Below are 13818 nucleotides of genomic sequence, written 5' to 3' on the forward strand. Positions count from 1 at the left end.
AAGCCTGGACTCCAACGAGTGACCTACGTTGGCGTTAGGACTTCGCTTTCATGCGGGCGATGTCTGCTTCGATGGTGACAAGCTGTTGCTTGAGGTTGTCGAGTGACTCGCGTTCTTTGGCGACGATATCCGCGGGAGCTCGGCTGACGAAGTTTTCGTTGCCGAGTTTGGATTCCTTGCCTTTGATCTGGCCGGTGATCTGTCCGAACAGTTTTTCGAGACGGCTGACTTCCGCTTCGACATCGATGAACTTTTCCAGGTCAACATGAACATCGATGTTGATATCCGCTAGGCCGACATGGGCGTCCGTTTCGAATGATTTCGCGTCGGGTCCGATGACCGTAACTTCAGCCGATGCGAGAGCGGTGAAGTAGGCGGCCATGGGTTGCAACCGAGCTTGCGAATCGGCATCGCAGCGAATTGAAACGGGCACGGTTTCGCGTGGCGGGATGTTTTGAGCGGCTCGGATTTGGCGGATCGCAGCAACGATCTCTTGGAACTCGCTGAATTGCTGTTCAATGGTTGGGTCGTGGTGCTCCGAAATCGATTCGGGCCAAGCGGCGGTCATCACAAATTTACTTGCTTGGGTCGGCTCGGGAACACCGCGAGTGGGTGCCAGTTCGCCAAGATAGCTCCATACCGATTCGGTAACGAACGGCATGATGGGGTGGAGCAGACGCAGTAATTGATCGAGACCGTGTGCGATCACGTTTTGAGTGACTGCGGCCTGCGCTGGGTCACTGAGCCGAGGTTTTGCGATCTCGACATAGAAACTGCAGAATTCATTCCAGGCAAAGTCATAAAGAATGCGTGACGCTTCGGCGTACTGATAGTGATCGATACCTTCACTGACTTGTTTGGTGACCGTCGACAACCGGCTAAGCAGCCATTTGTCTTCGATCGGAAGTGTGTCGATGTCGATCGCTTGCGGCTGGAATCCATCCAGGTTCATCAACGTGAAGCGGGATGCGTTCCAGAGTTTGTTGACGAAGTTACGAGCGGTTTCGAATCGTTCGCTGACGACGGCAGCTTTGGGGAACGCCTTGTCTTCGTCCGATTCGGCCCACTGGGTTGAAAACGTTTCTTTACAGGCGGGGCACTGCACTGATGCCGCTTTTTGCGTCTTACGAGATTGGTCAACCAGCTTTTCGCAGTGCGGGCATTCGTACTGAACGGGCAAGCGAACGTCTTGGGTTTCGGTCGCCAAACGAGCCAGTCCGAATCGCAATGAGTCAGGACCAAACTTGTCGACCACGTCGTTGGGGTCCACGCCATTGCCCTTGGATTTGCTCATCCCTTCACCAAAACCGTCCATGATCTTGGAGTGAATGTAGACTTCGCTGAACGGAACTTCGCCTAAGTTGTTTAGACCCATCAAGACCATCCGCGCGACCCACAATGTGATGATGTCGCGTGAGGTGATCAACGTAGCGGTGGGATAGAACTTCGCCAGTTCCAGTGTTTCTTGCGGCCAACCGAGTGTGCTGTGTGGCCACAATGCGGATGAAAACCAGGTATCAAGCACGTCTGGATCTTGAATCAGACCGGTCGCCTCGACAGCGGATTGGAGTGCTTCGTTTTCATCGCGGATGCATGCGAAGACAGCAACGGTGGAGTCACCATCAGCGTCGGTTTGGTGGTGCAGTTGCCCGGGATAATCGGTTGCGATCGCATCGAGTTTATCGGTGATGGTCTTGGCGTCGGCCTTGGACAAAGCCGAGGCAGTCCAGATCGGAATACGGTGTCCCCACCACAGTTGACGACTGACCGGCCAGTCGCGTTTTTCGCTGAGCCAATCGAGATAGCTTTTGCGGTAGCGAACAGGGAAGATCTTTACCCGCTCGTCGGAAACGGCGTCCATTGCCGATTGAGCGAGTTGGTCCATGGCGACAAACCACTGATCAGCAAGGTAAGGCTCGATCGGAGTCTTACTGCGGTCGCTGATGGGCAGTTCGATATCGCGGTCTTCGATGTCGCCGAGCAGGTCGATGGCTTCCAGGTCCGCCACCACGGCTTTGCGTGCCTGCGGGATCGTCAGGCCTTCGTACTTGCCGCCTTCGGCGTTGATCGTTCCATCGGGGTTGAGGATATTCAACATCGTCAGATCGCAACGCAGACCGACTTCGTAGTCGTTGGGATCGTGGGCAGGTGTGATCTTCACACTACCGGTCCCCATCTCGGGCTTGGCCCATTCGTCAGCAACCAACTGAATCTCGCGGTCCAGCAGTGGCAGACGCAGTTTTCGACCGTCCAATGCCATGTCGCGAAGCTGGATCAACAGCGGCAGCATGTCAGCGCGTCGTTGCTGAAGTGCCTCGAGTTGTTGCGTGAGCGAAGGCTTTTCCTTTTCGGAGGCGTCAGCCAGTTTTTCCTTAAGCTCCGCAGCGACTTTGTCGAAGGCGGCTTCGGGGTCGGGGTGCACCGCAACGGCGGTATCGCCCAGCATGGTCTCCGGACGCGTGGTCGCGATTTCGATGGTCTTGGGTTCACCCGCCTTGGGGGCGATCACTGGATAGAAGATGTGCCAGAAGTGGCCCTTCTTGCTGACGTTATTGACTTCGTCGTCGCTAACGGCGGTTTGCAGGAACGTGTCCCAGTTAACCAATCGTTTGCCCCGATAGATTCGTTGTTTGCCGAATAGGTCAAAGAACGTGGCACGAACGGCGGCGGCACATTGGTCATCAAGGGTAAATCGCAACCGTTGCCAATCGCAACTGCAGCCCATTCGTTTGAGTTGTTCGAGAATGCGTTCTTCGTATTGGTCTTTCCATTGCCAAATCCGATCGACTAACGCTTCGCGGCCGAGGTCGTGGCGGGTCTTGTTTTCGTCTTCTCTCAGTCGCCGCTCGACAACTGCTTGGGTGGCGATGCCAGCGTGGTCGGTGCCGGGAACCCACAAAGTTTCATAGCCTTGCATTCGCTTGCGGCGAACGACGATGTCCTGCAGCGTGTTGTTCAGGCCGTGTCCGAGGTGCAGTGCGCCGGTGACGTTCGGTGGTGGGATAACGACGGCGAAGGGAGGCTTGTCGCTGGTTGGATCGGCGTGTGAGCAGCCAGCCTCGTCCCAAAGCTTTGCGATTTCAGAAGCGGCTTGAGCGTGGTCGAAACGATTTGGGATTTCGGTCATGAGTTCAAGTTTTTAGTTGTCGGTGTTTTGTATTTGAATTTTGCGGGCGGCCGCTGCCGTTAGGCTGGTTTGGATTCTTTGTGCAGTTTGTATTCGACGCTATCGACCAATGCTTTCCAGCTCGCTTCGATAATGTTGTCGCTGACGCCGATCGTGCCCCAGGTTTCTTTACCGTCGGTGCTTTCGATGTTAACGCGAATGGACGCGGCGGTTCCGCAGCCGGAATCCACGACACGAACCTTGTAGTCGATTAGGCTAATTTCGCTCAATTGCGGGTAGGCGCCGGTGAGTGCTTTGCGAAGTCCCGCATCGAGGGCGTTGACTGGCCCGTGACCTTCGGCAGCGTCGAACCACAGCGTGTCGCCGACTTTCAGCTTGATGATCGCTTCGGCGAAGGCGACGTTGTTTTGCACGTCGCGGTCACCGGCGACGATGCGGTACTTGATCGTTTCGAAGTGCGGCGTGAACTTCCCGCTAACCCGTTTGATCAGCAGATCGAAAGACGCCGTGGCGGACTCGAATTGGTAACCCTGGTTTTCCAGGCGAACGACCTCGGCAAGGATATTTCCCATTAGCTCTTTGTCGTCGGCGAGGTCATGCTTGCCGGCGACTGCTTCGATGTTGCTGCGGCCGGATAATTCGCTGACCAGGATCCGTCGTTCGTTGCCGACCAGGGCTGGGTCAATGTGTTCGTAGGTCGACGCGGCTTTGTTGATCGCGTGGACGTGCATTCCGCCTTTATGGGCGAAGGCACTTTGGCCAACGAACGGTTGGTTGCCACGCCACTGCAAGTTGGCGGTTTCGTAGACGAACCGGCTTAGTTCGGTCAGTGATTTCAGTGATCGTCCGCCGAGAACTTCGTAGTTGGGCTTCTTCAGCGAGAGGTTAGCGATGATGGCAATTAGGTCTACATTGCCACAGCGTTCGCCGATGCCGTTGATCGTCCCTTGGACCTGTGTCGCCCCGGCGTCGACGGCGGCGAGGGAGTTGGCGACGGCGAGTTCGCTATCGTTGTGGCAGTGGATCCCAAACTGAACGTCGTGGTCTTTCAGGGCGGCTTGGGCAGCGAGCGTGATCTCGGTGATTTGTTCCGGAAGTGTTCCCCCGTTGGTATCGCAAAGGACCATCCACTTCGCACCGGCGGAGGCGGCTGCTTGTAGCGTCTTCAGTGCGTATTGCGGGTTGGCACGATAGCCATCGAAAAAGTGTTCCGCGTCGTAAAGTACTTCGCTGTGCTTGGCGAGGAACGCGGTACTTTCCCCAATCATGTCCAGGTTTTCATTCAGAGTCGCCCGCAAGACTTCGGTGACGTGATAGTCCCAGGTTTTGCCCACCATGGTGCAGCAAGGGGTTTGCGCGGCGACGAGCGCCTGCATGCCGGGATCGTCTTCGGCTTTCATGGACCGCCGACGGGTCATCCCAAAGGCGCAGACCTTGGTCTTGCCCATGTCCAGCTTGCGGACTTGTTCAAAGAAGGCCACGTCTTTTTCGTTGGAAAGCGGGTAGCCGCCTTCGACGTATTCGATGCCAATTTCCGCCAATCGCGTGGCGATATTGAGTTTGTCTTGGAGCGAAAAGCTGACGCCTTCACCCTGGGAGCCGTCACGCAGGGTCGTGTCGTAGATCGTGATCGGCTTGACCGCCCGGTTTTCGGTGGCGGCGTTTGGGGAAGCGTCAGAGGGGGCGGTCATGGGGATGGAGATCGCGAAAGCTGGGGGGCGGTCGAGTCGATGGAGCGGGTCGGCGAGCTGGGAGCGTCAACCGATACCTCGATCATTGGTCGAGTTGGGAAGAATCGGTGGGGTTTGATAGGGATTTTCAGTGGTTTCGGGAGGCGGTTTCAGCGTGACGGCGGTTTCCAGGGCTTGTTTGGACGCCTTGGCCGCCAGAGCTTGGGAGGTGGCGTCCCGTTTGCGATGTTTCCGCCAAATCCAAGCGATCAGAGCGAAAATTAGGCACAAACCTGTCATCACGGTGACCAATCGCAGCGAGATTGGGTTCACGTACCCGCCACCAACATGTTGCAGGGCCAGTATGAACAGTCGGCCGCCGCCGAGCACCGACCCCAACGCCGCCAATCCGGCTGCGAACAACACCGATCCCTCGCGTCGATGCGGATTGAGCGAAACAACGCCCAAAAACAGCATCGGGATGCCGAACATCATCGGAATGAACTGGGTGTAGCTCTTCTGAGTGGTGACGCTGAGCCCAGCGATAGTCAACCCGCAAAGCAACAATCCGAAAACGATACCGATTCTGGCCATGGGCATGTTGTAGCGTGAAAACGGGAAATTTCGTAGGGCTCGACGATTTTCGTCAGTCCCGGCCGACTGAAGGATAATTGCGATAGAAGCGGAAATAATATCCTCATTGGAGAGGAACTGCACTGCGCAAATGTGAAGCCTGGTAAACCTTGACGGGCCGGTTGCGCGGGATCAAGCAATTGTGCCTTTGGACCCGATGACTCCCCTCGTGCCGGTCATTCTGGCTGGCACACAGCTTCCGTTCATTTCGGCTGGCTCGGTGGGTGCGGGGATTGCATGAATTTGATTTATTATTTTTTCGGGACGCGCTGTCAGGCCGTGCCGAAACGTTTGTTCGTCCCTGGATCCGGGCAAGGCAACTCGTTGTCCAAGTGCGGTGCGTGGGTGGCCGTGTTGGCCACCGTTTTGGCCAGTGCCACGACGTCGTTCACCGTTGCCAGCGAACTTGAAGGCGTCCGAGCGACCAGCTTTCGAGCGGATACCAGTGACGCTGTCAGCCATCGATCGGCGCGTGAAACGCCAACGGTGACCGCGATTCGACGAGCCTCGCCCTCCGTCGTGAACCTGCATGGCCAGAAAACGCTGCGGAATTCCGCTTCGGCGAACGCCGGTGCGTCCAGTGACGTTGCCAAGCAGGTCAATGGCATGGGGACCGGTGTCGTGATCGACTCACGAGGCTACGTCGTGACGAACTACCACGTTGTCGAAGACGTGTACGAGATCAACGTCACCTTGCATAACGGTGAAACGACCCGTGCCGACTTGGTGACTTCGGACCCCAGCAGCGACTTAGCCGTCGTTAAGCTTCGCGGAGCGGGACCTTTCGAAACGATTCCGCGTGGTCACAGCAATGATCTGATGATCGGCGAGCCCGTCATTGCGATTGGCAATGCGTTTGGATACGTCCACACCAGCACCGTGGGCATCATCAGCGCTCTGCACCGGGACATTCCCGTCAACGAAACGCAGAGCTACCACGATTTGATTCAAACCAGTGCCGGGATCAACCCGGGAAACTCAGGTGGCCCGTTGCTAAATATCGATGGCGAGATCATCGGTATCAACGTGGCTGTTCGTGTGGGGGCTCAACAGATCGCTTTCGCAATTCCGATCGATCAAGTGCTTGAGACGGTTAACGAGATGGTTACCCGTCACAACGATCGACGGTTCGTCATTGGTTTGCGTGGCAAGAGTGATCGCTCAGGCGGTTTCCGAATTGTCGATCTCAACGATGGCGGCTCAGCCCAACAAGGCGGCTTGAAGCCTGGCGATCGCGTTTTGAAGGTGGAAGACCGTTCGGTTCAAACATCGCTTCAGTATGCGTTGTCAGTTCTTGATGCCACCCCGGGGCAAAAGCTTCGTGTGGAGTTTGACCGTGATGGGGAAGTGTACGAGACCTATGTGGCGACGTTACCCAGTTCCAGTGGCACTGCGGACCCGACGGCTTCTCTTGCTTGGCAAGTCATCGGTGTCGCAGTTCGGCCGGCTAGTGACACATTCACACGGCGAATGAACCGCCAATTGAGCACCAGCTACCGTGGCGGTCTTGTGATTACCGATGTGCGTAGCGGCTCCGCTGCAGATGAGCAGGGAATTCGAGTAGGCGATGTCTTGCTTGGAATTCATTCCTGGCAAACATCCAACTTAAGTGACTTGGCGGGAATCCTCGAGCACCCAGAAATTCAGAGTGGTCCGAATGCCAAGTTCTATGTCGTACGTCACGACAAAACGCTTTACGGCCACATGCAATTGGCCAGCCAAACGGGAACCTCCCGTCGCTAAATGATTTGAATGCGGACGCGGAGCGATGCTCTGAGACCACATTTAGGTTTTGTTGTTCAAGTGAATGGTGCACCGTTTGGTTCACCACCCGATCAAGGCGGAGATGAAATCGTCCTGGGACGGGAGATTTTCAATTGTCACACACCCGCATGTGTGGCGACCGAGGATCTTCCGTCGACCCAGCAGGACGCTCATCTTCGCCTTTTTTCGTTTGAAGATAGATCAGCGATCTGGGACGAACGGCAGAAACGTGCTTAACGCTTCCGGTAGCGATCAAATCCGGGAAACGTACTGGCTGCTTAGTCGCCGGATCAACCGTTTCATTTCTAAAATACTGACGATCGAAGAGACTCGAGATACCGGCAGTTCCAGCGACACCACGATTTCGTCAATGGCGGTCCCAGTTGTCGAAATTAGATCGAGGACACTTCTTTCGACTTCGTTGAGAGACAGTTCGGCACCGTTACGGATTTCACGCTCGACTTGATTCAGCGGCGACTCGCCTGCGTAGGTGGAGCCATCGCCAGGGTTACGAGAAGCGACCTGGCACTGAATCGGTTGGCTGATAGGACCGAGTAGTTCGAGCACGTCGTCAACGTGGGCCACCAGCGTGCCGCCGTCGCGAATCAGTTCGTGGCAACCACTGGATGCACGACTGTTTACTGGACCGGGCAAGGCACCCACGCCGCGTCCAAGTTCGCTGGCCAGGCGTGCCGTAATCAACGCACCACTGCGTTGCGGAGCCTCGATTACCAACGTCGCTAAGCTTGCTGCGGCTATTAAGCGATTGCGTTGTGGGAACATTCCGCCGCGTGGTTTGGACATGGGCGAGTACTCGCTGAAGACCGCACCGCTGCGAGAGATCTCGTCAGCTAAGTCAGCGTTTTCCGGAGGGTACATTTGACCCAGTCCGCCGCCTAAGAAAGCGATCGTGCGGCCGCCCGCTTCCAGTGCCGCACGATGCGCCGCGGTATCAATGCCACGTGCGAGTCCGCTGATGATGGTGACCGATGCGGAAGCTAGGTCGCGGACAAGACGCCGGGTTTGTTGCAATCCATACGGCGTGGCGTGCCGGGTGCCCACGATCGCGATTGAGAATGCATCACGCGGTTCCCATTGGCCACGAACAAACAGAATCGGCGGAGCGTCTTCCAGTTCGGCGAGCGGAGCCGGGTAAGGTTTTGCCGCCAGACTCGACGCGGCTTCCGAGTCGTTGGACGATTGGGGCTGAACGATATCAACATCGTTTTGCCCGCACCAATTCAGCAGCCCGGCGACATCAACATGGTCCGCCGCCGTGCGAATGGTATGCGCCAGTTTGGGGCCGATTCCCGGGACTCGCTGCAGCGCATCGTTGCTGGCGTGAAGCACATCCGATGCGGAGCCAAACGATTGCAGCAGCACAGAAAGATTGCGAGGACCCAAGCCGGGAAGAAGGCACAGTTGCAGGCGATCGCGAAGCAATGGATCGACGTTGTTGATATCGATCGGAGGTGGGGCAGCGGCGACTTGTTTTGATTCCAAGTCGATTTGCTCTTCTTGCCAGATAAACAGTTCTTCAGACAAACCCCTGTCTCCCCAACGAGTTCACTCGACACGGCTTGCCGCAATTGTAGCGAAGCCCGAGTGGCTCGTGGGGGGAATCGGATTAATGAGCGGTCTGCTATTGAGATCGTCGCCGGGCTTAACGAGGTTCCGTCGTTGACGTACCAGAACTGGGCAACATCTTGGCTTCACGGCGAGGTTTGATCATCGGTGGAAGCTTCTTGCCCTTAGGGATGAACTTCATCGAGATCGAATTGACGCAGTGCCGGGTGTTCTTTTCGGTCATGCCTTCGCCATGGAAAACGTGTCCCAAGTGGCCATCGCAGTTTTTGCAAAGGATTTCGATACGCTGTCCGTCGGCATCGGTTTGACGACGAACAGCCCCTTCGATTTCGTCGTCAAAACTTGGCCATCCGCAATGGCTTTCGAACTTGTCGTCACTGCGGTAAAGCTGTGCGTTGCATTGACGGCAAATGTAGATTCCCGACCGTTTGTTATTGGTGTAGCCGCCGGGGCCCGCACGCTCGGTACCTTTTTGCTGGATGACCCAGCGTTCGAATTTGTTTAGCGGGTTGAAATTCCCGTAGATCACCTTTTGTTCTACGGCGCCGGCGGTAGTTTCGGTCGCGGCAGCGTCTTCGGTGGATTTGGCTTCATCGTCGGCTACCGATTCACTCGGTGCATCGACGCTGGTGGCATCAGTCTTGGGGGTAGAATCGACTGCTTTCAACGTGGCGTTGGAGTCATCGCTGATCGCTGGGGGCAACAATGCGGTGGAAGCGAAGCCGAGCAGTAGTAGTCCGGCGAACAGCCCGGTTCGAGTTGACATCAATCAGTCTCCTGAGAGGGTGGTGCGTTTGGGAAATTGCTGAATTGGAAAGCTAGCAACGGTTGCCAGCGAGGTGGCGGCCAGGATTTTGCGATTTGCGAAGCGATCCTCCCCTGGATAGTACAGGCTCGGGAATGGTTTCGTTCACGAATAGGAAATCTACGGCGCTGTGTTGGAAATGGTCAAACGGGGAAGTCACCCGCTAATGTCGACCGGCGATGGGCATGGCCACTCGGTAAAGCGAGGTCCGAGCGGTCACGACCAACGTTTTTCGGTCGGGGCCCATGAAGGCGACATTTGCCGGCTGCTCGGGGAAGGTGACTGTTCCTAAGTGTTGGCCTTGAGGGGAATAAATCTGCACGCCCAGGTGCGTGGTGATGTACAGGTTCCCTTGTTGATCCATTGTCATGCCATCGCCACCGGTGCCCGTCTTGCCGTCGGGTTGTTCCAGGACACAGAAGGTGCGGCTGTTGGCCAGTTTGCCCGGTTCGGTGATGTCGTACACCAACATTTCGGCTTGTTGGCTCGGGATCACATAAAGTTGTTTTTCGTCCAGAGACAAACCGATCCCATTGGGTGCGTTGATGTGGTCGGTCAGTCGAGATACTTGACCATCAGCCGACCGGTAGTAAACAGCCTGAATCTCTTGCGGAAGTGGGGTGGGTGCGTTGTAGAGCGGATCGGTGAAGTAGATGCCGCCCTGTTGATCGACGACCAAGTCGTTGCAGGCGTTGAAGCGAGTGCCGTTGTATTGATGAGCCAGAACTTCTCGCGAGCCGCTGCTTAGATCATATCGAACCAGGCTGCCTTCCATTTCGCAGGCAAGCAGTTGGCCGCCCGGTAATGCCCAGAGCCCGTTCGCCTTGTTGGACTGGTCCGTGAAAACGCTGAGTTGTCCGTCGGGAGTTAGACGGTGGATACGCGTGTTGGGAATGTCGGTGAAGTACAGCGATCCGTCTTCCGCCATGGTCGGACCTTCGGTGAACTGAAATCCGGTCTGGATCTTTTCGATCGGTCCGGTCGGCTGGATCTCAGCGACGGTTGGTGTATCAGCCGGAGTTTCAGACGAGGTCGGTTGAGAGGTTTCTTTTGCGAAAACGCTGCCGCCGTTCTTTGTCGCCAAACCGGTAACAACAAGAAGGCCGGTCGCGAGCAGGACGCGAACCCAATTAAATCTCGAAAGCATGCTGGATCTCTGGGGGAAAACACAATCGGCAGTCCCTATGCAGGACCCGCTCTATTGTATCAGCCCCAGGATGGAATGTTGACAACCAAGTGGTGCCACAATCATCCAGTTTCTAGAGACCCGTGAAAAACGATCCAGTGTTCCTATGGCCACCGTCTGGTAGCCCAGCAACCGCATCCGTTCGATTAGAACGTTTCGGGATAGATCACCAACTCAACACGTCGGTTGGCAACGCGGCCGGCCGGTGTTGCATTGTCTGCACGTGGGTTGTTCGACCCGTGCGAAACGATGAAGAGTTGTTGGCCGGGCATTCCGCTTCGCCGGGTTAGCAAGTCTAGCAATGCCGAGGTTTGAGCCGACGTCAGTTGATGAGGACTGCCGTTGGACCCGCCGTAGATCGGTGCGTTGTCGGTGTAGCCTTCGATACCAATACGCTGACGCGGGAAGACCGATCGAAGCTGAGCGGCGATCGGATCAAGAATGGAAGCCGCTTGCGGTTGCAATTGAGCAGTACCGGGAGCAAATAATTGATCCGATGGAACAACAACGCGAATGACTTCGCCGTCTTGTTGAACCGGAATGTTGCCCAGATTCAAGCGTCCGGCGAGTTGGTTTAGATTTGTGTTAGCGCGAATCGTGGCACCGCCGCGAAGTTGCGTCGACGCTTGGAAACTGCGAGCGGAACTTTGGGCGTCACGAGCGGCAATGCGAGCGGCTTCGTATTGTTTGGTCGTGTCGGATAGTTGGCTGCGGACGAGATTAAGTTCGTCGCGATAGACTTGGGCTTGTTGTTCGCTTTGAGCTAATTGAGTGGTGAGTTGTCGGTTGTTGTCGTCGAGCAATTGAACACGTCGATTCAGCTCCGCAACCTGGGCCTGAACCGCTGTTAATTGGGTTTGGCCGGGAGCTTGCCAAACCGAGCCACCGGGACCGCCGGCGAGATACGGGTTTTGGCTGCATCCTGAAATGACCAGCATCGCAATCGCAAACCACCATCCTGCTAGCGTCCGCGAGGCACGCAAGTTGGGAAGTGGGCGAAGTGTCTGGCAGGAGTCGACCGTATTAGGCGGACGATTCGGAGACATGACGGAGGGCCGGTGAGGGTGGAATGACTCAAACACGACCGGACTTTAGGCAAACTTTGCGTTTGGTCACAATATCGCTTCTGAGATTCTAAGCCTCAAAATGGTCACGATATTGCGGGATTCTCGCTCTGTAGCCGACGACGTCGCCCAACAGCCAGAAATAACAATCCGACGCCACCGAGTTGAGCCAAGGCAAAGCAGCCGGGCGGCGTCTGGCGTACGAACGTCATCGCCTGACGCAGCCAGTTGGGCTGGCTTTCCCGTTGAGCAACCATTCGCTGGGATAGCGAGATGGATTCTACGTGAGTTTGCCAGGATGAAACGTGTTGCCAACCATCGGCGGTGCGTCGCCATCCCACGGGAAGAACCGCCCGACGGTGGATGCGGATAGCTGATTTGGGGGCCGTCGACGCAATTGAATCGCCGAGCCCGTTCGGCTGAGCGGAGGCGGTCGAAGCCGATTCCGAAATTGAATTGGGCTTCAATTCAGGCAAAGCAGGTTTCGAGCTGGATGGATCGCTGGATTCAGCCGCGATCGATCCAGCCTTGCTATCGGCAACGATAATGCGGTGCCACGCCGAAAAGGCTTGAACCGACAAAAGCAGTACGCCAATCCAAAACGTGGTACGGAGCCGGCGTCGCATCCAAGCAGCAGGCTGCTCGTTTGCAATGAAACGAATTTTGGACGGCTGAGAACGATGATGGATTTCCATGAAGGTGACTAACGCAAGCGGCAGGCCGAGACTGCCACCGCGGCATAGGCTTTCGCGGTAAGCCATTTATTGGAAAGCGTTTAGGAGAAATGCCAGGGATCTACCCACAAGACAAACGTTCGCCTCAACGCGGACTGACGACAACATGTGATGAGGAACCACCACCGATGTTGCACTTTGGCAACGTGAACGAATATCCGTTGCGATTGATACGAATCCACTGTCAGGGCGATGATTGAGCCGGCATCACCAAACCTGACAAAGTGTTTTCAGTTCCCAGTGCTCAGTTTGACCTAGGTTTGATTGCAGCCCAGGCCGCTGTGCTTTCGCGTTATCAATCAATGCACCCGAGTTCGAAAATATGACTACCGTCGCTGAAACCACTAGTTTGGAAGAAGTATTTCACATCGACGTTTTGCCGGCTTTACCGCACAGTGCGATTAGCCTCCTTCAGCTCTCGCAACGAGAGGATGTGGGGCCAAACGATTTCGCTAAGCCGATCGAAGCGGATCCGGGTTTGATGGGCCAGGTCTTGCGATTTGTGAACTCGTCCTACTTTGGATTCAGTCGCGAAATCATGAGCGTTTCGCAGGCGATTACGTTGGTGGGTTCGCGAGCGATCACCAACTTTGCGCTTTGGAACGCCGTCTTTAGCGTGATTCCGAACCCCAAGTTTGGTCCGTTCGACCTGAAATCGTTGTGGCAAGATTCACTTCGCCGGGCTCTCTTTGCCCGCCGAATCGGCAAAGAAATGAAGTTGGCCAATGCCGAAGACCTGTTTGCCGGTGCTTTGTTGCAAGACATGGCAATCCCATTGCTGCTTAAAGAGCTTCCTGAAAAGTACGAAGGATTGGTTCAAAAGCGAGCCGATGATGGCAAACGTTTGAGCGGTTTAGAGCAAGAGATGTTCGGTTGGGATCACGCCGACGCTGCGGCCTTGCTGGCATCACGCTGGAACCTTCCTGAAGAATTCGTGTCGTTGATCGCTCAACACACGCAAATGGAAGAACTGTTGGGTAAGGGCGACTTGGCTCGCGGAGCCGCTTGTGTTGCTTTGGCGTCACTGTTGCCATCCTGTTGCGACGACAACTGGGGCGAACGAGAAGAGTTCTTGTCCGCGATGGACCAACTTGCCAAGCCATCGCCCGAACTGCGAGATCTCATCATCGCAGAAGTCGACGCACAAACTTCGGAGTTTGCTCCGTTGATGAAGTTGCCGGTACCCGCCAAGTCGCTGACCGATTTCTTTTGCGAATAAACGCTTCGCGGCGGTTCGGTTAGCCAAAC

General features: G+C 55.9%; 10 protein-coding genes. 2 read left to right on the top strand and 8 right to left on the bottom strand.

The features are described 5' to 3' along the window. Positions 1-34: 34 nt before the first annotated feature. From ACR3ZL_RS02065 to ACR3ZL_RS02075, 3 genes are all read right to left on the bottom strand, one after another. The gene (locus ACR3ZL_RS02065; protein WP_473649543.1) at positions 35-3127 is read right to left on the bottom strand and encodes a class I tRNA ligase family protein; all 3093 of its coding nucleotides are present in this window, start codon (positions 3125-3127) and stop codon (positions 35-37) included. 59 nt (positions 3128-3186) lie between these two features. Next, positions 3187-4818, bottom strand: a complete 1632-nt coding sequence (gene cimA / locus ACR3ZL_RS02070; RefSeq protein ID WP_473649542.1) for a citramalate synthase — start codon at positions 4816-4818, stop codon at positions 3187-3189. A 66-nt stretch (positions 4819-4884) separates the two neighbouring features. Then, positions 4885-5397 (bottom strand): hypothetical protein, encoded by a 513-nt coding sequence (locus ACR3ZL_RS02075; protein WP_486173176.1) that lies wholly within the window; start codon positions 5395-5397, stop codon positions 4885-4887. Between the two features lie 270 nt (positions 5398-5667). On the opposite strand from ACR3ZL_RS02075, the gene ACR3ZL_RS02080 reads away from it, so the two are divergent. Then, entirely contained in the window at positions 5668-7173 is a 1506-nt protein-coding gene (locus tag ACR3ZL_RS02080; protein WP_473649540.1) for a trypsin-like peptidase domain-containing protein, read from the top strand. A gap of 273 nt (positions 7174-7446) precedes the next feature. Here ACR3ZL_RS02080 and dprA read toward each other — a convergent pair whose 3' ends face one another. From dprA to ACR3ZL_RS02105, 5 genes are all read right to left on the bottom strand, one after another. After that, on the bottom strand, positions 7447-8703 hold the full coding sequence (gene dprA / locus ACR3ZL_RS02085; protein WP_473653429.1) for a DNA-processing protein DprA: 1257 nt from the start codon (positions 8701-8703) through the stop codon (positions 7447-7449). A 154-nt stretch (positions 8704-8857) separates the two neighbouring features. Then, entirely contained in the window at positions 8858-9547 is a 690-nt protein-coding gene (locus ACR3ZL_RS02090; protein WP_473649539.1) for a methionine-R-sulfoxide reductase, read from the bottom strand. Between the two features lie 202 nt (positions 9548-9749). After that, on the bottom strand, positions 9750-10733 hold the full coding sequence (locus ACR3ZL_RS02095; RefSeq protein WP_473649538.1) for an SMP-30/gluconolactonase/LRE family protein: 984 nt from the start codon (positions 10731-10733) through the stop codon (positions 9750-9752). A gap of 185 nt (positions 10734-10918) precedes the next feature. Then, entirely contained in the window at positions 10919-11710 is a 792-nt protein-coding gene (locus ACR3ZL_RS02100; protein WP_473653428.1) for an OmpA/MotB family protein, read from the bottom strand. A 212-nt stretch (positions 11711-11922) separates the two neighbouring features. Continuing rightward, a complete protein-coding gene (locus ACR3ZL_RS02105) occupies positions 11923-12597 on the bottom strand; it encodes a hypothetical protein (RefSeq protein ID WP_473649537.1) in 675 nt (224 codons plus the stop codon). A 295-nt stretch (positions 12598-12892) separates the two neighbouring features. On the opposite strand from ACR3ZL_RS02105, the gene ACR3ZL_RS02110 reads away from it, so the two are divergent. After that, the gene (locus tag ACR3ZL_RS02110) at positions 12893-13789 is read left to right on the top strand and encodes an HDOD domain-containing protein (protein ID WP_473649536.1); all 897 of its coding nucleotides are present in this window, start codon (positions 12893-12895) and stop codon (positions 13787-13789) included. Positions 13790-13818 lie beyond the last annotated feature (29 nt).

This window comes from Rhodopirellula sp. J20-39, assembly GCF_057365095.1.